A 20,316-nucleotide genomic window follows, 5' to 3' on the forward strand; every position below is an offset into this window, starting at 1 on the left:
CCACGACCGAGGAGCCCGCGCGGTGTACCTGAAGAGCCTGACCCTCAAGGGCTTCAAGTCCTTCGCCTCGTCGACCACGCTGGCCCTCGAGCCAGGGATCACCTGCATCGTGGGGCCCAACGGCTCCGGCAAGTCCAACGTCGTCGACGCCCTGGCCTGGGTGATGGGCGAGCAGGGCGCCAAGAGCCTGCGCGGCGGCAAGATGGAGGACGTCATCTTCGCCGGCACCTCCGGGCGCCCGCCCCTGGGCCGCGCCGAGGTCGTGCTGACCATCGACAACAGCGACGGTGCGCTGCCGATCGAGTACGCCGAGGTCACGATCAGCCGCACGATGTTCCGCAGCGGGGGCTCGGAGTACGCCATCAACGGCACGTCCTGCCGCCTGCTCGACGTCCAGGAGCTGCTGAGCGACTCCGGCATCGGCCGGGAGATGCACGTGATCGTCGGCCAGGGCCAGCTCGACACGATCCTCCACGCCACCCCCGAGGACCGTCGCGGGTTCATCGAGGAGGCCGCGGGCGTGCTGAAGCACCGCAAGCGCAAGGAGAAGGCGCTGCGCAAGCTGGACGCGACCGAGGGCAACCTGAACCGGCTCTCCGACCTGATCAGCGAGATCCGGCGCCAGCTCAAGCCGCTGGGTCGCCAGGCCGAGGTGGCCCGGAGGGCAGCGACCGTGCAGGCCGAGGTGCGCGACGCCCGGTCCCGGCTGCTGGCCGACGACCTCGTGACGGCCCGGGAGGCCCTGGCGCAGGACCGCGCCGACGAGTCCGCGCTGGTCGAGCGCCGCACCGAGGTGGAGGGCGCCCTGGCCCGCGGGCGCGAGCAGGAGGCCGCCCTCGAGGCGGCCCTGCGGGAGGACCTCCCGGCGCTGGCCGCCGCGCAGGACACGCAGGCGTCGCTCACCGGGCTGCGCGAGCGGCTGCGCGGCACGGCCTCCGTCGCCGCCGAGCGCCGGCGCAACGCCGCCGGGGCGGTCGACAACGCCCCCGCCGCCGGGCGCGACCCCGACGAGCTCGAGGCAGAGTCGGTGCGGATGCGCGAGCAGGAGCAGCGCATCGCCGCCGAGGTCGAGCAGCGCCGGACCGCCCTGGAGCAGGCCGTCGCCGCCCGTCGCGAGGCCGAGGACGCCGCCGCCGAGGAGGAGCGCCGGGTCTCGGCCCTCGTCCGCGCCGCCGCGGACCGGCGCGAGGGCCTGGCCCGGCTCCACGGCCAGGTCAACGCCCTGCGCTCGCGTGCCCGCGCCGCGGAGGAGGAGACCGGCCGGCTCGCCCAGGCACGGGAGGACGCCCTGGCCCGGGCGGCGCAGGCCCAGCGCGACTACACGGCGCTGGAGACCCGGGTCGCCGGCCTCGACGCCGGTGAGGAGGGCCTCGACGCCGAGCACGAGGGTGCGGTGGCCCTGCTCGACGGACTCGAGGAGCAGCTGGCCAAGGCCGGGGCCGAGGCCGCCCAGGCCGACCGGGACCGCTCGTCGCTGGCGGCCCGCAAGGACGCCCTCGAGATGGGCCTGGCGCGCAAGGACGGGGCCGGCGCGCTGCTGGCGGCCACCGACGAGGTGTCCGGCCTGCTCGGGTCCGTGGCGGCGCTGGTGTCGGTGCGCAGCGGCTACGAGACCGCCGTGGCCGGTGCGCTCGGCGCGGCCGCCGACGCCGTCGTGGTCGAGGGCCCCGACGCCGCGCTCGCCGCGCTGCGCCACCTCAAGGACGAGGACCTCGGCCGGGCCGGGCTGCTGGTCGCGGCCCCCGCCGGGACGACGGACGACGCGGGGGACGACGCGGGGGACGACGCGGGGGACGACGCGGGGGACGACGCGGGGGACGCAGGGGACGCGGAGCCGCTGCCGGCCGGGGCCGTCCGCGTCCTGGACGTCCTGGAGGCGCCGACGGCGATGAGCGACGCGCTGGCCGGGCTGCTGTCCTCCACCGCTGTGGTCGAGGACCTCGCCGCGGCGCGGGCTCTGGTCGCGCAGCGTCCCCGGTGGACGGCGGTGACCCGGGAGGGTGACGTGCTCGGCCTGCTGCAGGCCCGGGGCGGGTCGTCGTCGCAGCCGAGCCTGCTCGAGATCCAGGCCGCGGTCGACGACGCCACCGCCCAGCTCGGCGAGGCCACCGCCGCCGCCGAGCGGCTCGGGTTCGAGACCTCCCGGCTCGAGCGCGAGCGGCACGAGGCCCAGCGCGCCGTCGACGTCGCCCTCGCCAAGCTGCACGAGTCGGACGCGACCCTGGCCGCGGTGGCCGAGGAGCTCGGCCAGCACGGGTCGCGGGCCCGCTCCGCGCGCGGTGAGGCCGAGCGCCTGGACCAGGCCATCGCCGACGCCGAGTCCGCCCGGGACCGTGACCTGGCCGGGCTGGTCGAGCTCGAGGAGCGGCTGGCCCGGGCCGAGCACGCCCCCGAGGAGGAGCCGGACACCACCGAGCGCGAGGACCGGGCCGAGGCCGCCCGGACGGCGCGCCAGGGTGAGACCGACGCCCGGCTGGGCCTGCGTACCTCGGAGGAGCGCGCGCGGGCGCTGAACGGCCGCGCCGACTCGCTGGAGCGGGCCGCGCGCCAGGAGCGCGAGAACCGCCGTCGCGCCGCCGAGCGCCGGGCGCGGCTCGAGCGCGAGGGCCGTGCCGCCGCCGCGGTGACGACCGCCGTCGGATGGGCCCTGGAGCGCCTGGAGCTCTCCCTGGAGCAGGCCGCGGCCGCACGCCGCGAGGTCGAGGAGTCGCGCCGCGGACGCGAGCAGGAGCTGGTCGCGGTCCGGGCCCGTCTGCGCGAGCTCGGGCGCGAGCACGACGAGCTGGTCGGCACCGCCCACCGCGACGAGGTCGCGCGCGCCCAGCAGCGGATGCGCCTCGAGCAGCTGGAGGAGAAGGTGCTCGCCGAGGTCGGCGTGGACCCCGACTCGCTGGTCGCCGAGTACGGCCCGCACCTGCCCGTCCCGCTCGACGCGGGCGCCGGGCCGGACCAGGGCGCCGGGGAGGACGGTGAGGCCGACGCCGCGGCGCCCACCACGCCGTACGTCCGCGACGAGCAGGCCAAGCGGCTGCGCTCCGCCGAGCGGGCCCTGGCCCAGCTGGGCCGGATCAACCCGCTCGCCCTCGAGGAGTTCTCGGCGATGGAGGAGCGTCACCAGTTCCTCACCGAGCAGCTGGAGGACCTGCGCAGCACCCGCCGCGACCTGCTCGACATCGTCAAGGAGGTCGACGTGCGCGTCGAGCAGGTCTTCACCGAGGCCTACGCCGACGTCAGCCGCGCCTTCGACGCGACCTTCGCGCGGTTGTTCCCCGGCGGCGAGGGCCGGCTGCTGCTGACCGCGCCCGACGACATGCTCACCACCGGCGTCGAGGTGGAGGCCCGGCCCCCGGGCAAGAAGGTCAAGCGGCTCTCCCTGCTCTCCGGCGGCGAGCGGTCGCTGGTCGCGGTGTGCTTCCTGGTCGCGCTGTTCAAGGCCCGGCCGTCGCCGTTCTACATCCTCGACGAGGTCGAGGCCGCCCTCGACGACACCAACCTCGGCCGGCTGCTGCAGATCTACGAGGAGCTGCGGGAGAGCTCGCAGCTGCTCGTCATCACGCACCAGAAGCGCACGATGGAGGTCGGCGACGCCCTCTACGGCGTCACGATGCGCGGCGACGGCGTCTCCGCGGTGATCAGCCAGCGGCTCCGGGAGATCGAGTCGGCGTGAGCGAGCGACCCCCCGCGCCGCACCGCGACGAGTATGTCGCCTGGCGCACCGTGACTACGCGCTGGCGCGACGACGACGCGTACGGGCACCTGAACAACGCGACCTACTACGAGCTGTTCGACACCGCCGTCAACGCCCACCTCTACGAGGCCACCGGCCTGGACGTGCGGCGGCTGCCCGCGATCGGCGTGGTGGCCGAGACGTCGTGCCGCTACTTCCGCGAGCTCGGCTTCCCGCGCCCCATCGAGACCGGGCTGGTCGTCGACAAGGTCGGCCGGTCCTCGGTCGTCTACCGGATCGGGCTGTTCCAGGGGGAGGGTGGCCACGCGGCCGCCGAGGGGCGCTTCGTGCACGTCTACGTCGACGACACCCACCCCGACCGGCCGGTCACCGCGATGCCCGAGGAGATCCGCGCGGCGGTCGTGCCGCTGCTGCGCCCACCCGGCTGACGCCCCGGCAGCACGGGTGACCACGACGGGTCGCCGGGGGAGGGCGGCCGACGGCACCGTGCTTGGATTGCCGGCATGGAAGCCCTCTCCCTGATCATCCTCGCGATCGCCGGCGTCGGCGTGCTCCTCGTGGGGGCCGTCGCCGGTCTGGTGGTCACCCGCCGCCGCAAGCCGGGGCCGCTGCCGGACACCCACACCGACGTCATCGTCCCCACGGACCCGGACGCGCCGCCGGTCGAGGTCAGCTCGCCGCCGGCCACGGTCGAGACCGTCCCCGAGCTGGAGCCGGAGCCCGCGCCGGTCCTGGACAAGCCCGAGAGCACCGCCTCCCGCCTGGTGCGGCTGCGTCAGCGGCTGGCCGGCTCGCAGGGCGGCCTCGGGCGTGGCCTGCTGGCCCTGCTCAGCCGGGAGCGCCTCGACGAGGAGACCTGGGAGTCCATCGAGGACGTCCTGATCGGCGCGGACGTCGGGGTGGCGCCGACGCAGGAGCTCGTCGACCGCCTCCGCACCCGGATGCGCGTGGAGGGCGGCACCGCCGCCGAGGCCCGCACGGTGCTGCGCGAGGAGCTGGTCAACCTCGTCGACCCCGGCGAGGGACTGGACCGCCGGCTGAAGGTGAGCGGTGACGACGGGCGCCCCGGCGTCGTGCTGGTCGTCGGCGTCAACGGCGCCGGCAAGACCACGACCGTCGGCAAGATCGCCCGGATCCTCGTCGCCGAGGACCGCTCGGTCGTGCTGGGGGCGGCAGACACGTTCCGCGCCGCCGCCGTCGAGCAGCTGGCGACCTGGGGCGAGCGGGTCGGCGTCGACGTCGTCCGCGGCCCCGAGGGGACCGACCCCGCCAGCGTCGCCTTCGACTCGGTCCGCCAGGGCGTCGAGACCGGCGCCGACACCGTCATCGTCGACACGGCCGGCCGGCTGCAGAACAAGCAGGGCCTGATGGACGAGCTGGGCAAGGTCAAGCGGGTGATCGAGAAGCAGGCGCCGGTGACCGAGGTGCTGCTGGTCCTCGACGCGACCACCGGCCAGAACGGGATGATCCAGGCCCGCGTCTTCTCCGACGTCGTCGACGTCACGGGCATCGTGCTGACCAAGCTGGACGGGTCCGCCAAGGGCGGCATCGTGGTGGCGGTGCAGCGCGAGCTCGGCGTCCCGGTCAAGCTGGTCGGGCTCGGCGAGGGCGCCGACGACCTCGCCCCCTTCGACGCCGGCGCCTTCGTCGACGCGCTGCTCGGCTGACGCGCGCGACGCGCTCATCCTCCCGGGGGTGCGACGAAACGCGTTCGTAACACCGCGGCATAGGTCGTTACCGGGGCGCAACGAGTCGCGGGCGACCCCGAAATCTGGGCTGGACACAGTGTGCCGACAACGGGGTGGGCCCGGGGGACAGTGAAGTCCCGGGACGGACGCCTGCCCGAGACACCCCATTCCATGGAGGTCCTGTGGACGGCTATTACGCCTTCATGCTCGTGGCGACCGCGTTCGTGCTGATGATGACGGTCCCGGCACTCGCGCTGTTCTACGGCGGCATGTCCCGCTCGAAGTCAGTGCTCAACATGATCATGATGTCCTTCATCGCCGCGGCGATCGTCGGCATCCTCTACGTCGCCGTCGGCTGGTCGATGGGCTGGAGCGGCAACGGCACGTTCTTCGCCGACCCGTTCGCGCTGGTGATGCTCAACGGCGTCGAGACCAGCGACTACATCTACGTGATGTTCCAGATGACCTTCGCGATCATCACCGTCGCGCTCATCAGCGGCGCGATCGCGGACCGGGTGAAGTTCTCGGCCTGGGTGCTGTTCATCCCGTTCTGGGCCGTCCTGGTCTACTTCCCGATGGCGCACATGGTCTTCAGCTGCACCGACGACTCGCTGATCTGCGGCCGGATCGGCGCGCAGGACTACGCCGGCGGAACGGCGGTCCACATCAACGCCGGTGTCGCCGCCCTGGTCCTGGCCGTGGTCATCGGCAAGCGGGTCGGCTGGCCCAAGGACAAGATGCGTCCGCACAACCTGACGCTGACCATGCTCGGCGCGGGCATGCTGTGGCTCGGCTGGTACGGCTTCAACGTCGGCTCGATCGTCTTCTCCGAGGAGTCCCTGGCAGACGAGGGCCTCCTGATGGAGCAGTTCTACTCCGAGACCGGCCGCACCTTCGCCAACACGACGCTCGCCACCATGGCCGCCATCCTCGGCTGGCTGGTCGTCGAGCGCCTGATGCACGGCAAGGCGACCTCCCTGGGCGCCGCGTCGGGCATCGTCGCCGGCCTGGTGGCGATCACCCCGGCCGCCGGCGCGGTCGACATCGAGGGCGCGCTGGCCATCGGCGCGATCGCCGGTGCGCTGTGCGCCGTCGCGGTCGGCTGGAAGTTCAAGCTGGGCCTGGACGACTCGCTCGACGTCGTCGGGGTCCACCTGGTCGGCGGCATCGCCGGCACGGTGCTGATCGGGTTCTTCTCCACCAGCGACGGCGCGGGCGGGGTCGACGGCCTCTTCTACGGCGGCGGCACCGACTCGCTGGTCGCCCAGGTCCTCGGTGTGCTCGTCGCGGTCGCCTACAGCGGTGTGATCACCGCGGTCCTCGCGCTGGCCATCAAGTTCACCCTCGGCTGGCGGATGAACGAGGACGACGAGGTCGGCGGCGCCGACCTCGCCCAGCACGGTGAGAGCGCCTACGACCTGCACACCGGGGTCGGCGGCGGCGTGAAGTCCAGCGTCATCGCGGGCGCCACCTCGGCGGCCCCGAACGAAGGAGCGCGTACGTGAAGCTCGTGACCGCGGTCATCAAGCCGCACAAGTGGGAGGACGTCCGCGAGGCGCTCGAGACCTTCGGCGTCACCGGGATGACCGTCAGCGAGGTCAGCGGCTACGGCCGGCAGAAGGGCCACACCGAGGTCTACCGCGGCGCGGAGTACGACATCGCGCTGGTGCCCAAGATCCGCGTCGAGATCGTCGTCGACGACGGTGACGCCGACGACGTGGTCGGGATCGTGGTCAAGACCGCGCAGACCGGCAGGATCGGTGACGGCAAGGTCTGGGTCTCGCCCGTCGACGCCGTGGTCCGGGTCCGCACCGGCGACCGGGACGCCTCGGCGCTCTAGCAGCGACACCCGCCGGTACGGCCCGGCCGCCCCACGGCGGCCGGGCCGTCCGGCGTCGGACGTGCCCTACCGTGATCCCCCACCGCACACCCCGCCCCACCTGACAGGAGCACCGCATGAAGCTGGTCACCGCCGTCGTCAAGCCGCACAAGTGGGAGGACGTCCGCGTCGCCCTGGAGTCCGTCGGGGTCACGGGGATGACCGTCAGCGAGGTCAGCGGCTACGGCCGGCAGAAGGGCCACACCGAGGTCTACCGCGGTGCGGAGTACGACGTCGCGCTGGTGCCCAAGATCCGGATCGAGGTCGTCGTCGACGACGCCGACGTCGTGGCCGTGGTGGGAGCGGTCGAGCAGGGCGCGCAGACCGGGCGCATCGGTGACGGCAAGGTCTGGGTCTCCCCGGTCGACTCGGTGGTGCGCGTCCGCACCGGCGAGCGCGACGGCGAGGCCCTGTGAGCCCAGCCGGGCTGACGGGCACCGTGCCCGCCGCGCCGGACGCGGCGCGCCGACACCGGTGACCGCGGCCGACCGCGCCGCGCGTACCGACGCCGCCGACCGGCGCTGCCGCGAGGCCTACGAGGGCGCCGGGGGACCCGAGGAGGGCATGGCGCTGGTCGCGGTCGGCGGCTACGGACGCGGCGAGCTGGCCCCGTACTCCGACCTCGACGTGGTGCTCGTCCACGAGGACGTCGTCGACCCGGGCCGGGTCGCCTCCGACGTCTGGTACCCGCTGTGGGACTCCGGCACCGCGCTGGACCACTCCGTGCGGAGCGTCAGCGAGATGCTGGAGGCCGCGGGAGCGGACCTCAAGGTGGCGCTCGGCCTGCTGGACCTGCGGCACGTCGCGGGTGACCCGCACCTGACGGTGCGGCTGCGCACCGAGCTGCTCGCCGCCTGGCGGCGCGGCGCCCGCGAGCGGCTGCCGGCGCTGCGCCGGCTGGTGGTCTCGCGCCACGAGCTGATGGGGGAGCTGGCCCACCTCTCGGTGCCCGACCTCAAGGAGTCCGAGGGCGGCCTGCGCGACGCCGGCGTGCTGCGGGCGCTGGGCGCGACCTGGCTCGTCGACGTGCCGCACGCCGACCTCGAGCGCTGCCGGCGCACCATGCTCGACGTGCGCGACCTGGCCCAGGAGGCCGCCGGGCGGGCCAGCGACCGGGTGGTCCCGGAGACCTGGGCGGCCGTCGCCACCGGGCTCGGGCTCGCCGACGACCGGGCCGCGCAGCACCACGTCCGGGAGCTCGGACGACGCGTCACCCACCTCTCACGCCTCACCTGGCGCCGGGTCGAGGACGTGCTCACCCGGCCGACGTCCACGCGACGGGCCCGCCGGCCCGACCTCCACCCGATCGCGCCGGGACTGGCGCTGGCCCGGGGCGAGGTGGTGCTGGCCGCCGGCGCCCGTCCCGAGGACGACCCCGTGCTGCTGCTGCGCGCCGCCGCCGAGGCCGCCGAGCGCGACGTCGTGCTGGCTCCGCCGACCGCGGCCCGCTTGGCCCGTGAGGGCGCGGCGCTGCCCGACCCCTGGCCCGCGGAGGCCCGCCAGGCGCTGGTCCGCCTGCTGGCCGCCGGCCGCGGCATGCTCGGGGTCTGGGAGACGCTGGAGGAGACCGGGGCCCTGGCGCAGGTGCTGCCCGAGTGGGAGCGGATACGCCTGCTCCCGCACGCCTCGACCGTGCACCGCTTCACCGTCGACCGCCACGTCGTCGAGACCTGCGTCGAGGCCGCCGGGCTGATCCGGTTCGTCTCGCGCCCCGACGTGCTGGTGGTGGCGGCCCTGCTGCACGACATCGGCAAGGGGGGCCTGACCGAGCACAGCGTCGCCGGCGAGCCGATCGCCCGCGCGGTGGCGGCCCGGATGGGCTTCTCCCCCGACGCCGTGGACCTCGTCGCGCGGCTGGTGCGCTGGCACCTCCTGCTCGCCGAGACCGCGACCACCCGTGACCCCGACGACCCCGCGACCGTGGCGCTGGTGACCGACCGGATGGGCGACGCCGAGTCGCTGCAGCTCCTCCGGGCGCTCACCGAGGCCGACGCCAAGGCCACCTCGACCAAGGCGTGGAGCTCGTGGCGGGCCGGGCTGATCCAGGACCTCGCCCGCCGTGGCCTGGCCGCGCTCGACGCCGGGACGGCCCTGCCCGCGATCACCACCGACGAGGTGGCCGTGCCGGAGGAGGCGACGCGCGGCGAGCTGGTCGTGCAGAAGACCGTCGTCACCGACGGCTGCCGCCTGACCACCGTCGCGCGGGACCGGGTCGGCCTGCTGGCCGACCTGGCGGCGGCGCTGGCGCTGCAGCGGGTCCCGGTGCGCGCGGCACGGATCTGGTCGCAGGGGGAGTACGGCGTCTGCGTCTGGGAGGTCGGCGACGAGCACCTCGACCCCGCGGTGCTCCGTGAGCGGTACGAGGCCGTGGTGGACGGGCGGATCGACCCGGTCGCCCGGCTCCGCCCCGACCAGGGCAGCGCCCTGGAGCCGGCGGTGGTCGTGCGGCCCGAGGCCAGCGAGCACGCCACCGTGCTCGAGGTGCGCGCCGCCGACCGCCCCGGCGTGGTCTGGCTGGTCTGCCGGGCGCTCGCCGCGCTCGACGTCACGGTCCGCTCGGCCCACCTCGACACGCTCGGGCCGCAGGCCGTCGACGTGTTCTACCTCCAGGAGGAGTCCGCGGGAGTGCTCTCGGAGACCAGGGCGGCCGAGGCGGCGCACGCCGTGCGGGCCGCACTGACCCGTCCCGGTTAGGCTGGGGCCTCCGCCCCGGCGGGCCGGTCCCGGCCCCGGGACCTCCCCACCGATCGTTTGAGGAAGCTCCGTGTTCGCCACACTCTCCGACCGCCTCGCCGACACCTTCAAGAACCTGCGGGGCAAGGGACGCCTCTCCGAGGCCGACATCGACGCCACGGCCCGCGAGATCCGGATCGCGCTGCTCGAGGCCGACGTGGCGCTGCCCGTCGTGCGCGAGTTCGTGGCCGCGGTCAAGGACCGCGCGCGCGGCGAGGAGGTCAGCGGGGCGCTGAACCCGGCGCAGCAGATCGTCAAGATCGTCAACGAGGAGCTCGTCGGGATCCTCGGCGGGGAGACCCGGCGGCTGCGCTTCGCCAAGACCGGACCGACCGTCATCATGCTCGCCGGGCTCCAGGGCGCCGGCAAGACGACGCTCGCCGCCAAGCTGGCGCTGTGGCTGAAGGAGCAGGGCCGCTCGCCGATGCTGGTCGCCGCGGACCTCCAGCGGCCGAACGCCGTCAACCAGCTGCAGGTCAACGGCCAGCGCGCCGGCGTCACGGTGTTCGCCCCGGAGCCCGGCAACGGCGTCGGCGACCCCGTCGGCGTGGCGCGCGACGCGATGGCCGAGGCCCGCCGCACGCTGCACGACGTCGTCATCGTCGACACCGCCGGCCGGCTCGGCGTCGACGCCGAGCTGATGCAGCAGGCCGCCGACATCCGCGACGTGGTGCAGCCCGACGAGGTGCTCTTCGTCGTCGACGCGATGATCGGCCAGGACGCCGTCACCACCGCCCAGGCCTTCCTCGAGGGCGTCGGCTTCGACGGCGTCGTGCTGACCAAGCTCGACGGCGACGCGCGCGGTGGCGCCGCGCTCTCGATCCGCTCGGTGACCGGCCGCCCGGTCATGTTCGCCTCCTCGGGCGAGAAGCTCACCGACTTCGACGTCTTCCACCCGGACCGGATGGCCTCGCGCATCCTGGACATGGGCGACATGCTGACCCTGATCGAGCAGGCCGAGAAGACCTTCGACTCCGACCAGGCCCTCAAGGCCGCGCAGAAGCTGTCCGGCCAGGGCGGGGCGGAGTTCACCCTCGACGACTTCCTCGAGCAGATGCAGCAGGTCCGCAAGCTCGGGTCGATGTCGAAGATCATGGGGATGCTGCCCGGGATGGGCCAGTTCCGCGAGCAGCTCGAGAACTTCGACGAGCGCGAGATCGACCGGATCCAGGCGATCATCCAGTCGATGACGCCGGCCGAACGGGCCAACCCGAAGATGATCGACGGCTCGCGACGGGCCCGGATCGCCAAGGGCTCGGGCCGCGCGGTGATGGACGTCAACCAGCTCGTCGACCGCTTCTTCGAGGCGCGCAAGATGATGCAGCAGATGGCCCGCGGAGGCGGGATGCCCGGGATGCCGGGCATGCCCGGGATGCCCGGCGCCGGCGCCGGCGCCGGCGGGAAGCGTCAGAAGAAGCAGCCGCAGAAGAAGGGCAAGCGGGTCTCCGGCAACCCGGCCAAGGCCGCGCAGGAGAAGGTGGCCGCCGACCGGGCCGCCAAGGAGAAGGCCGCGAGCGCCAACCCCTTCGGCACCCCCGGCGGCCAGGAGACCGACTACGAGCAGGCCGCGGCCGCGCTGGACCGGCCGCAGGACTTCGCGAAGTTCCTGAAGTGACCGTGCGCTGATGGTGCGCCCGACGACCGTCCTGGTCGTGGACGGTGCCAACGTCGTCGGGGCCCGGCCCGACGGCTGGTGGAAGGACCGCGCCGGCGCGGCGACCCGGCTGCACGAGCAGCTGCTCGTCGCCGACGTGCCGCAGGAGAAGGTCGTGCTGGTCCTGGAGGGCGGCGCCAAGGCCGGGGTGCGGCCCGGGCGGGACGCCCACGTCACCACCGTCCACGCCGCCAAGGTCGGCGACGACAAGATCGTCGAGGAGGCCCGCCGGGCCGTGGAGGCAGGCCACCGCGTGACCGTCTGCACCGCCGACCGGATCCTGCAGGGCCGGGCCCTGCACGCCGGGGCCGAGACGGTCAGCCCGTCCTGGCTGCTCGACCTGCTCTGACGGCTGCGTCGGCCGGGGTCACGAGGGGCCGGTCAGCCGAGCCCGTAGGACGTCGGTCCCCGGGCCGGTGAGGTCCTCGAGTGCCGCCAGCCGTCCGGTCATCGCCATGGCCAGCGCCTCGCTGGTCCCGCTCACGGCCGGCCCCGCGCCCCAGGACCAGTCCTGGTCCTCCGCGACCAGCCGGAGGCCGCGCGCCCGACGCCGGGGGACCAGGCCGGGCACGCCCGACGGCAGCCAGTCGAGCAGGAGGCGCCAGTCGTCGAGATCCGCGTCGTCGGGCAGGCCCAGGGGCCGGGCGCAGTCCCGCAGGTGCACGCAGCCGTCCGCGAGCTGACCCCTCGGGCCCACGCCCGGGGCCCGGACCCGCGTCTCCGCCCGGTCGCGGAGCAGTCCCGTCAGCTCCTGTACGGGGCGCCGCGCCAGCTCGGCGGCGACCGCGGCGCTGGCGCGGTCGAGCGACCCCCGGGCGCGCACCAGCTGCACCGCGAACCCGCCGGCGCCACCGGTGAGCGGCATGACGAGATGACCGAGGACCTCGCGCACGGTCCACGGGTCGCAGAGGCTGGAGGTCTCGAGCTGGGCGGCGTCGAGGCCGTCGAAGAAGTCGGCCAGCCTCCGACGCCCGGCAGCCGTCCGCGCGTGGACGTCCATCCGGGGAGGATAGGGCGGCCACCGCGGCGCTGTCAGGCCTGCGCGACCCGGGCCAGGGCCAGCGACACCGCGCCGAGCACCTCCGCACGCTCCCCGAGGGCGCCGGAGCGCACCTCGAGACCGCCGACCACGTCGGGGTCGGCGTGGTCCCGCAGCCCGACCCGGACCCCGTCGAGCACGTCCGCGGCCCGGCCGAGCGGACCGCCGACGACCACCACGGAGGGATCGAGGGCGGTCACCACGTCGGCCAGCACCCGGCCGACCTGCTGCCCGGCGCGGTGCAGCACCCGGCGTACGTCCTGGTGACCCTGCTCGGCGAGCCCCACGAGGTCCTCCACGGCCGCGCCGTGGACGGGCCGCAGCAGGTCCTGCAGGCGGTCGGTGGAGACCTCGGTCTCCAGGCAGCCACGACGCCCGCAGCGGCAGGCCAGGCCGTCGGGCACCGACGTCACGTGGCCGAGCTCGCCGGCGCGACCACCGGCGCCGCGGTGCAGGCGGCCCCCCAGGACGAGCCCGGCCCCGACGCCGCTGGCCAGCTTGACGTAGACGACGTCGGCGACCAGCCGCGCACTGCCACGGCCCAGCTCGGCCAGGGCGCCGAGGTTCGCGTCGTTGTCGACGTGCACCGCGACGCCGACCAGGCGGGCGAGGTCCTGCTCGGGGTCGACCCCGGCCCACGCGGGCATCAGGGCGGCGTCGAGCTCCCGGGTGCCGCGGGCCAGGGGGGCGGGCAGGCAGGCCCCGACCGCCTGCAGCCGGGCGACGTCCTCGCCGGCCCGGTCGACCGCCTCGTGCACCATCGCGGCGGCCTGCTCGAGCGCGGCGACGCCGAGCCCGTCGACGTCGAGGACCCGGCGCTCCTCCGCGAGCACCTCGCCCGCCCGGTCGGCCACGACGACCCGGACGTGGCGGTGGCCGAGGTCGACCCCGGCCACGATCCCGGTGGGGGCGCTGAGGCGTACCAGGACCGGCGGGCGACCGCTGCCGCCGCGGTGCGGGCGGACCCGCTCGCTGGTCTCCACGACGCGCCCGGCCTCGATCAGCTCGGCGACCAGGCTGGAGACGGTGGCCCGCGACAACCCGGTGCCGCGCACCAGGTCGGCGCGGCTCAGCGCGCCCTCGCGGGCCAGGACCACGGTGATCGCCTGGGCGTTGCCGGCGCGCAGGCGGGCCAGCGCGCCGGTCGTGGTCATGCGCCCCAGCCTAGGAGCCCGGCCGGTAGGTTCGGCGCCCATGAGCCGCCCGCCCGCCCTGCGCTTCCACGGTCCCGTCCTGCCCGACGGGGAGACCCGCACCCTCTACGTCGTCGACGGCCACGTCACCTACGAGCCGCAGGCCGGCGCGGAGACCGCGGGGGAGGGCTGGGTCCTGCCCGGGCTGGTCGACGCGCACTGCCACGTCGGGCTGGAGAGCCACGGAGCCGTCGACGAGGCCACGACCGAGCGGCAGGCCCTGGCCGACCGTGAGGTCGGAGCGCTGCTGCTGCGCGACTGCGGGTCGGCCGCCGACACGGCCTGGGTCCAGGAGCGTGACGACCTGCCCCGGCTGATCCGCTGCGGGCGGCACCTGGCCCGCACCCGCCGCTACATCCGCAACTACGCCCACGAGGTCGAGCCCGACGACCTCCCGGCGTACGTCGCGACCGAGGCCGGTCGCGGGGACGGCTGGGTCAAGCTGGTCGGCGACTGGATCTCGCGCGACGAGGGCGACCTGGCCCCGTCGTTCCCGGCCGACACCTTCGCGGAGGCGATCGCGGTCGCCCACGAGCACGGCGCCCGGGTCACCGCGCACTGCTTCGGCCACACCGTCCTGCCGCAGCTGATCGAGGCCGGCATCGACTGCATCGAGCACGGCACCGGTCTGACCCCCGACCTGGTCGAGGCGATGGCCGCGCAGGGGACCGCCCTGGTGCCGACGGTGATGCAGCTGGAGAACTTCCCCGGCTACGCCGACGCGGGGGAGGAGAGGTTCCCCCGGTACGCCACCACCATGCGCGACCTGTACGCGCGCCGCCGCGAGACGATCATGTCCGCGCACGAGGCCGGCGTGGCGATCTACGCCGGCACCGACGCCGGGGGCGTGCTGCCCCACGGCGGGATCGCCGGGGAGGTGCGCGCGCTGGCCGGGCTCGGGTTCACCGCCGAGGCCGCGCTCGGCGCCGCGTCGTGGAGCGCCCGCACCTGGCTCGGCCACCCCGGGCTCGAGGAGGGCGCCCCGGCCGACCTCGTCGTCTACGACCGCGACCCGCGTACGGACCTCTCGGTGCTCGACACCCCCTCCCGCGTCGTGCTGCGGGGCGTGGTGGTCGGCTCGCGGTAGGCCTCGGCGCGAAGGGTGACCGGTGGTCGAGGAGCGAGCGCAGCGAGCGTCTCGGGGCCAGGCCGTTGTCGATGGGTGACGTGCATGCACCTGGTGCGTGCAGATGACCCATCGACGGTGCGGGGGAAGCGTCTGGGCGTAGCTGACGCTCGATCTCGAGCGGCGAGGGCCGTCCCGTGGAGCCGGATTCGGCTGCAGGCCCACCCCGTGGCAGACTGACCCGCTGAGTCCACGCGTGCGGACCCTCTCGCCGGACGCGCTGGCCCTCCGGGGTGTCCCGCCTGGTGTTTCCCCGCCCGCTGCGGCCCGCCCCACCCACCACGAGTTCCAAGGAGACACCACAGACGTGGCCGTCAAGATTCGTTTGAAGCGCCTGGGCAAGGTCCGGGTCCCGCAGTACCGCATCGTCGTCGTCGACAGCCGTAAGAAGCGCGACGGCCGGGTGATCGAGGAGATCGGTCGGTACCAGCCCAAGGAGGAGCCCTCCGTCATGGTGGTGCAGTCCGAGCGGGCGCAGTACTGGCTCGGCGTCGGCGCCCAGCCGACCGAGGCCGTCGAGGCGATCCTCAAGGTCACCGGCGACTGGCAGACCTTCAAGGGCCTGCCGGGCACCGAGGGCACGTTGCGCGTCAAGGACGAGAAGCGCGCCAAGCAGGACATCTTCAACGAGGCCCTGAAGGAGGCGCACGGCTCCGGCGGTGCCGCCGCCACCACCAAGGCGGAGAAGTCCGACAAGGCCGAGAAGCCCGCCAAGAAGGCCGAGGCCAAGGCGGACGCCGCGGCCAAGACCCCGGAGTCGGAGACGCCCGAGGGCGCCACCGTCGAGGCCGAGGCCAACGAGCCGGCCGAGAAGACCCCGAGCGACGCCCCGGCGGAGAACTGACGCCATGCTCGCCGATGCTCTCGAGCACCTCGTGCGTGGTGTGGTCGACAACCCCGACGACGTCGTCGTGTCGGACAAGCAGCTGCGCCGAGGTCCGCTGCTCGAGGTCCGGGTCCACCCCGACGACCTCGGCAAGGTGATCGGCCGTGGCGGGCGCACGGCGACCGCGTTCCGCACCGTCGTGAGCGCCCTCGCGGGCCGCGAGGGTGCACGGATCGACTTCGTCGACGTCGACCGACGCCGCTGAGCGCAGCACCACAGAGCAGCAGACGACAGGGTGTCGCCCCACCGGGGCGGCACCCTGTCGCGTCCCAGCAGCAGCCCCAACAGGAGGACACCCGTGGACCAGATCGAGGTCGTCGTCGGCCGGCTCGGCAAGCCGCACGGCCTGCGTGGCGAGCTGACCGTGGAGCTGCGCACCGACGAGCCCGAGCGCCGGTTCGCGGTGGGGGCGGTCCTGCGCACGGAGCCCCCGCGCGGCGGGGCGTTCCCGCACCGGTCGCTCGAGGTGACCGCGACGCGGTGGCACCAGGGCGTGCTGCTGGCCACGTTCGCCGGGCTCGAGGACCGTACGGCCGCGGAGTCGGCCCGCGGCGTCCTGCTGCGCGCCGACGTCGACCCGTCCGAGCGACCGGAGGACCCCGAGGAGTTCTACGACCACCAGCTCGTCGGGCTTGCGGTGCACGACCTGGACGGCACGCGGATCGGCGAGGTCACGGCCCTCCAGCACGGTGCGCAGGACCTGCTCGTGGTCCGCACCCCGGACGGCCGCGACGCGCTGGTCCCCTTCGTGTCCGCCCTCGTGCCCGAGGTCGACCTGGACGCCCGGCGGGTCGTGGTCGCCGACCGGCCCGGCCTGGTCACGCCGTTCCCCGAGGAGCCCGGGAAGGCCCGGGACGAGGCGTGAGGCTGGACTACCTCACCATCTTCCCGGCCTACCTGGACGCGCTGCGTCTCTCCCTGCCCGGCCGGGCAGCCGCCTCGGGCCTGGTCGAGGTGCACGTCCACGACCTGCGCGACTGGACCCACGACCGGCACCGCACGGTCGACGACAGCCCGTACGGCGGCGGCGCGGGCATGGTGATGACGCCCGGACCGTGGGGCGAGGCGTTCGACGGGCTCGGCGTCGGGGCCGAGGGGTCCGGGACGACCACGCTGGTGGTGCCCACCCCCTCGGGCGCCCCGTTCACGCAGGCAGCGGCCCGCGAGCTGGCCACGCGCGAACGCCTGGTCTTCGCCTGCGGCCGCTACGAGGGCATCGACCAGCGGGTGCTCGACCACGCCGCCGAGCGGGTCGAGGTGCGCGAGGTCTCGCTGGGCGACTACGTGCTGAACGGCGGCGAGGTCGCCGCGCTCGCGGTGACCGAGGCCGTCGTACGCCTCCTGCCGGGCTTCATGGGCAACGCCGCCTCGTTGACCGAGGAGAGCCACGAGGACGGGCTGCTGGAGTACCCCGTCTACACCAAGCCGGCCTCCTGGCGCGGCCACGACGTCCCGCCCGTGCTGCTGTCCGGCGACCACGGGGCCGTCGCCGCCTGGCGCGCCGAGCAGTCCCGACGGCGTACGGCGCAGCGCCGTCCGGACCTGCTGCACCCGGGCGAGGTGCTGGCCGGCGCGGGGGAGTGGTCGGCCGTGCCGGCGACCCGGTCCGACGCCGGCGAGCTGCTGACGCTGCAGCGCGCCTGCTGGGTGCAGGAGGCGCTGGCGATCGGCTCCTTGGACGTCGTCCCCGCCCTGCACGAGACCCTGGACGACGTCGTGGCCGGGCTGGAGGAGTGGCAGACCCGGGTGGTGCGCGTCGCCGGTCGCCTGGTGGGCTCGGTCCGTGGGCGCCTGGTGGGCACCACCTGGCACGTCGGGCGGCTGATGGTCGCGCCGGACCTGCAGGGCCGCGGCCTGGGGCGGGCGCTGCTGGCCCACGCCGAGTCGCTCGCCCCGGTGGAGGCCACGTCGTGCTCGTTGGTCACCGGGGCCGCCAGCGCGGACAACATCAGGATGTACCGCAAGGCGGGCTACCGCGAGCGTCCCGACCTCGAGGCGCCGCCCGGCGGGGTCGTGCTGACCCGACGGATTTCCCGGCGCTGACGGCGCTGTGGCAGAATCGCCGTTCGGCCAGTCGGCCAAATGAGGACCCTCCCGAGGACCTGCTCCGGCAGGAGGGTCTGCGTCGCGCTCCTGCCACAGGGGGACGCGGGCGCCACCGGCACCCAGCACTGGCCTCCTGCGAGAACCATCGACCGCGGCTGACCTGTGGCACCCGCGAGGAGACACCCATGACCAACCACCTCGTCACCGAGCTCGGCAGCGCCAACAAGCGCGACGACCTCCCCAGCTTCCGTGGCGGCGACACCGTCAAGGTCCACGTGAAGGTGGTCGAGGGCAACCGCGCCCGCGTCCAGATCTTCCAGGGCGTCGTGATCCGCGTCCACGGCTCGGGCATCGGCCGCACCTTCACCGTCCGCAAGGTCTCCTTCGGCGTCGGCGTCGAGCGCACCTTCCCGCTGCACTCCCCGATCTTCGAGCAGATCGAGGTCGTCACCCGCGGTGACGTGCGTCGCGCGAAGCTCTACTACCTGCGCAACCTGCGCGGCAAGGCCGCCAAGATCCGCGAGCGTCGCTGATCGAGCCAGGCCCACCGGCCTAGTATCCGAGCGTGAGCACCAAGGACACCGCCGTCGACCGGTCCGACCAGGACGACGACCAGTCCTCGGGCTCACGCCAGGGACTGGGCCGGTGGCTGCTCGGCCTGCTCGTCACCACCGTCCTGCTGGCACTGCTGGTCAAGACCTTCCTGCTGCAGGCGTTCTACATCCCGTCCACGTCGATGGAGCCCGGCCTCGAGGTCGGCGACCGCATCCTGGTCCAGAAGGTCTCGACGTGGGTCGGCAGCCCCGACCGCGGTGACGTCGTCGTCTTCGAGGACCCCGGCGGCTGGCTCGGCGCCCAGGGCGCGCCCGAGGGCAACGTCCTGACCTCGGCGTTCGGCGCGGTCGGGCTCTACCCCGAGGGTGGCCACCTGGTGAAGCGGGTCGTCGGCGTCGAGGGCGACGTCATCGAGTGCTGCGACGCCGAGGGCCGGATCATGGTCAACGGCGACCCGCTCGAGGAGGACGAGTACGTCCGTGGCGAGGACCTGCTGTGCAACGGCCCGATGACGGGCAACTGCGACTGGGTCGCCGGTCCCGTGCCCGCGGGCGAGATCTTCGTGATGGGCGACCACCGCGACGCCTCGGGCGACTCCACGACGCACCTGTGCACCGACATGGAGACCGACTGCACCGACGACCCGTTCGTCGAGGAGGACCTCGTCGTGGGGACCGTGCTCGCCACCGTCTGGCCCCTCGACCGCCTCGGCCTCCAGGGCGGCAGCCCGGCGTCGTTCGACGACGTGCCCGACCCGGTCACGGCTCCCTGAGGTGTCCCTGCTCCCGCGCGGGTCGACGGTCCGCCGTGACGCGGGCCTCTACGGCTACGAGCGCGCCCTGCGCCGCCAGGGGTTCGGGCCGGTGGCCGGGGTCGACGAGGCCGGACGCGGCGCCTGCGCAGGCCCCCTCGTCGCCGGCGCCGCGATCCTCCCCGAGGGCCGCGCCGGCGTGGTCCCCGGGCTGGCCGACTCCAAGCTGCTGACCCCGCGCGCCCGGGAGCGCTGCTACGAGCAGGTCGTACGCCGCGCCGTCGCCTGGTCCGTCGTCGTGGTCGGCCACGAGGAGTGCGACCGCCTCGGGATGCACGTGGCCAACCTCGAGGCGCTGAGACGCGCGGTGGCCCTGCTCGAGCTGCCCCCGTCGTACGTCCTGACCGACGGGTTCCCCGTCGACGGGCTCGGGACGCCGGGCCTGGCGGTGTGGAAGGGCGACCGGGTCGCGGCCTGCATCGCGGCGGCCTCGGTGCTGGCCAAGGTCACCCGTGACCGGATCATGACCGACCTGGACGCGGACTGGCCCGAGTACGACTTCCGCACCCACAAGGGCTACATCACCGACGTGCACGCCGCCGCCCTGGAGCGGCACGGTCCCTCGCCGGTGCACCGGATGCGCTTCGTCAACGTGCGCCGGGCCGCAGGGCTCGAGCCGCCCGCGGAGCCGTCCGCGGGGCGGGCGTGCACAATGAAGCCGTCGTCGACCACCCGTCCGCCGCGCCGTACCAGGAGGTCCGATGAGCGCCGAGGAGCTCGAGCAGTACGAGACCGAGATGGAGCTGACGCTCTACCGGGAGTACCGCGACGTCGTCGGCATCTTCAAGTACGTCGTGGAGACCGACCGGCGCTTCTACCTGTGCAACCAGGTCGACGTGAAGGCGCGCACCGAGGCCGGCGAGGTCTTCTTCGAGGTCTCGATGACCGACGCCTGGGTCTGGGACATGTACCGCCCGGCGCGCTTCGCGAAGAACGTGAAGGTGCTGACCTTCAAGGACGTCAACGTCGAGGAGCTCAGCGGCGCGGAGACCGAGCAGCCGCTGCCCTGAGGTGCCGG

The 20,316-nt window shown here is 74.4% G+C and carries 19 protein-coding genes and 2 pseudogenes; 19 read left to right on the forward strand and 2 right to left on the reverse strand.

Annotated elements, in window-relative coordinates; genetic code table 11:
* The first annotated feature begins 22 nt into the window (after positions 1-22).
* From smc to ENKNEFLB_RS06830, 9 genes are all read left to right on the forward strand, one after another.
* Entirely contained in the window at positions 23-3,667 is a 3,645-nt protein-coding gene (gene smc / locus ENKNEFLB_RS06790) for a chromosome segregation protein SMC (protein WP_214058494.1), read from the forward strand.
* Positions 3,664-4,116, forward strand: coding sequence for an acyl-CoA thioesterase (locus ENKNEFLB_RS06795; RefSeq protein WP_214058495.1), 453 nt, complete (start codon positions 3,664-3,666; stop codon positions 4,114-4,116). Before smc ends, ENKNEFLB_RS06795 begins: the two co-directional genes overlap by 4 nt.
* A gap of 75 nt (positions 4,117-4,191) precedes the next feature.
* A complete protein-coding gene (gene ftsY, locus ENKNEFLB_RS06800) occupies positions 4,192-5,355 on the forward strand; it encodes a signal recognition particle-docking protein FtsY (protein WP_214058496.1) in 1,164 nt (387 codons plus the stop codon).
* 203 nt (positions 5,356-5,558) lie between these two features.
* Positions 5,559-6,881: an ammonium transporter gene (locus ENKNEFLB_RS06805; protein ID WP_246535881.1), complete on the forward strand. Its 1,323-nt coding sequence runs from the start codon at positions 5,559-5,561 to the stop codon at positions 6,879-6,881.
* Positions 6,878-7,216, forward strand: a complete 339-nt coding sequence (locus ENKNEFLB_RS06810; protein ID WP_214058497.1) for a P-II family nitrogen regulator — start codon at positions 6,878-6,880, stop codon at positions 7,214-7,216. Before ENKNEFLB_RS06805 ends, ENKNEFLB_RS06810 begins: the two co-directional genes overlap by 4 nt.
* Positions 7,217-7,332: 116 nt before the next feature.
* The gene (locus ENKNEFLB_RS06815; protein ID WP_214058498.1) at positions 7,333-7,671 is read left to right on the forward strand and encodes a P-II family nitrogen regulator; all 339 of its coding nucleotides are present in this window, start codon (positions 7,333-7,335) and stop codon (positions 7,669-7,671) included.
* 58 nt (positions 7,672-7,729) lie between these two features.
* Positions 7,730-9,949: a [protein-PII] uridylyltransferase gene (locus ENKNEFLB_RS06820; RefSeq protein WP_214058499.1), complete on the forward strand. Its 2,220-nt coding sequence runs from the start codon at positions 7,730-7,732 to the stop codon at positions 9,947-9,949.
* Positions 9,950-10,019: 70 nt separating this feature from the next.
* Complete coding sequence (ffh, locus tag ENKNEFLB_RS06825) at positions 10,020-11,603, forward strand: signal recognition particle protein (RefSeq protein WP_214058500.1); 1,584 nt, start codon at positions 10,020-10,022, stop codon at positions 11,601-11,603.
* A 10-nt stretch (positions 11,604-11,613) separates the two neighbouring features.
* Positions 11,614-11,991 carry an NYN domain-containing protein gene (locus tag ENKNEFLB_RS06830; protein ID WP_214058501.1) on the forward strand — a complete coding sequence of 126 codons (378 nt, stop codon included), beginning with the start codon at positions 11,614-11,616 and terminating at the stop codon, positions 11,989-11,991.
* 18 nt (positions 11,992-12,009) lie between these two features.
* Here the strand turns inward: ENKNEFLB_RS06830 and ENKNEFLB_RS06835 are convergent, their stop codons facing one another.
* Positions 12,010-12,642 carry a maleylpyruvate isomerase family mycothiol-dependent enzyme gene (locus ENKNEFLB_RS06835; RefSeq protein ID WP_214058502.1) on the reverse strand — a complete coding sequence of 211 codons (633 nt, stop codon included), beginning with the start codon at positions 12,640-12,642 and terminating at the stop codon, positions 12,010-12,012.
* A 32-nt stretch (positions 12,643-12,674) separates the two neighbouring features.
* Positions 12,675-13,835, reverse strand: coding sequence for an ROK family transcriptional regulator (locus ENKNEFLB_RS06840; RefSeq protein ID WP_214058503.1), 1,161 nt, complete (start codon positions 13,833-13,835; stop codon positions 12,675-12,677).
* A gap of 40 nt (positions 13,836-13,875) precedes the next feature.
* On the opposite strand from ENKNEFLB_RS06840, the gene ENKNEFLB_RS06845 reads away from it, so the two are divergent.
* From ENKNEFLB_RS06845 to ENKNEFLB_RS06885, 10 genes and pseudogenes are all read left to right on the forward strand, one after another.
* The gene (locus tag ENKNEFLB_RS06845) at positions 13,876-14,961 is read left to right on the forward strand and encodes an amidohydrolase family protein (protein WP_214058504.1); all 1,086 of its coding nucleotides are present in this window, start codon (positions 13,876-13,878) and stop codon (positions 14,959-14,961) included.
* A gap of 346 nt (positions 14,962-15,307) precedes the next feature.
* Positions 15,308-15,844 (forward strand): 30S ribosomal protein S16, encoded by a 537-nt coding sequence (rpsP, locus tag ENKNEFLB_RS06850; protein ID WP_214058505.1) that lies wholly within the window; start codon positions 15,308-15,310, stop codon positions 15,842-15,844.
* Between the two features lie 4 nt (positions 15,845-15,848).
* Complete coding sequence (locus ENKNEFLB_RS06855; RefSeq protein WP_160008354.1) at positions 15,849-16,091, forward strand: RNA-binding protein; 243 nt, start codon at positions 15,849-15,851, stop codon at positions 16,089-16,091.
* A 93-nt stretch (positions 16,092-16,184) separates the two neighbouring features.
* Positions 16,185-16,751, forward strand: a complete 567-nt coding sequence (gene rimM, locus ENKNEFLB_RS06860) for a ribosome maturation factor RimM (protein ID WP_214058506.1) — start codon at positions 16,185-16,187, stop codon at positions 16,749-16,751.
* Positions 16,748-17,431, forward strand: a pseudogene (gene trmD / locus ENKNEFLB_RS22425) (tRNA (guanosine(37)-N1)-methyltransferase TrmD); the annotation flags it as partial. The gene rimM and the pseudogene trmD, both read left to right, overlap by 4 nt.
* A 204-nt stretch (positions 17,432-17,635) precedes the next feature.
* The gene (locus ENKNEFLB_RS22430) at positions 17,636-17,929 is read left to right on the forward strand and encodes a GNAT family N-acetyltransferase (protein WP_420830544.1); all 294 of its coding nucleotides are present in this window, start codon (positions 17,636-17,638) and stop codon (positions 17,927-17,929) included.
* Positions 17,930-18,117: 188 nt separating this feature from the next.
* The gene (rplS, locus tag ENKNEFLB_RS06870; RefSeq protein ID WP_214058508.1) at positions 18,118-18,465 is read left to right on the forward strand and encodes a 50S ribosomal protein L19; all 348 of its coding nucleotides are present in this window, start codon (positions 18,118-18,120) and stop codon (positions 18,463-18,465) included.
* Positions 18,466-18,497: 32 nt separating this feature from the next.
* Positions 18,498-19,259 (forward strand): signal peptidase I, encoded by a 762-nt coding sequence (gene lepB, locus ENKNEFLB_RS06875; protein WP_246535882.1) that lies wholly within the window; start codon positions 18,498-18,500, stop codon positions 19,257-19,259.
* 1 nt (position 19,260) lies between these two features.
* Positions 19,261-19,911: pseudogene (locus ENKNEFLB_RS06880) on the forward strand (ribonuclease HII); the annotation flags it as partial.
* Between the two features lie 88 nt (positions 19,912-19,999).
* Positions 20,000-20,308 (forward strand): DUF2469 domain-containing protein, encoded by a 309-nt coding sequence (locus tag ENKNEFLB_RS06885; protein WP_160008342.1) that lies wholly within the window; start codon positions 20,000-20,002, stop codon positions 20,306-20,308.
* Positions 20,309-20,316 lie beyond the last annotated feature (8 nt).

Origin of the sequence: Nocardioides aquaticus (assembly GCF_018459925.1) — a bacterium.
Taxonomy (GTDB): Bacteria; Actinomycetota; Actinomycetes; order Propionibacteriales; family Nocardioidaceae; genus Nocardioides; species Nocardioides aquaticus.

Coding starts and splice junctions, on each gene's coding strand:
- ENKNEFLB_RS06835 (WP_214058502.1), bottom strand. CDS start 12,642: ATGGACGTCCACGCGCGGACGGCTGCCGGGCGTCGGAGGCTGGCCGAC.
- ENKNEFLB_RS06830 (WP_214058501.1), top strand. CDS start 11,614: ATGGTGCGCCCGACGACCGTCCTGGTCGTGGACGGTGCCAACGTCGTC.
- ENKNEFLB_RS06815 (WP_214058498.1), top strand. CDS start 7,333: ATGAAGCTGGTCACCGCCGTCGTCAAGCCGCACAAGTGGGAGGACGTC.
- ENKNEFLB_RS06840 (WP_214058503.1), bottom strand. CDS start 13,835: ATGACCACGACCGGCGCGCTGGCCCGCCTGCGCGCCGGCAACGCCCAG.
- ENKNEFLB_RS06885 (WP_160008342.1), top strand. CDS start 20,000: ATGAGCGCCGAGGAGCTCGAGCAGTACGAGACCGAGATGGAGCTGACG.
- ftsY (WP_214058496.1), top strand. CDS start 4,192: ATGGAAGCCCTCTCCCTGATCATCCTCGCGATCGCCGGCGTCGGCGTG.
- rplS (WP_214058508.1), top strand. CDS start 18,118: ATGACCAACCACCTCGTCACCGAGCTCGGCAGCGCCAACAAGCGCGAC.
- ENKNEFLB_RS06855 (WP_160008354.1), top strand. CDS start 15,849: ATGCTCGCCGATGCTCTCGAGCACCTCGTGCGTGGTGTGGTCGACAAC.
- ENKNEFLB_RS06845 (WP_214058504.1), top strand. CDS start 13,876: ATGAGCCGCCCGCCCGCCCTGCGCTTCCACGGTCCCGTCCTGCCCGAC.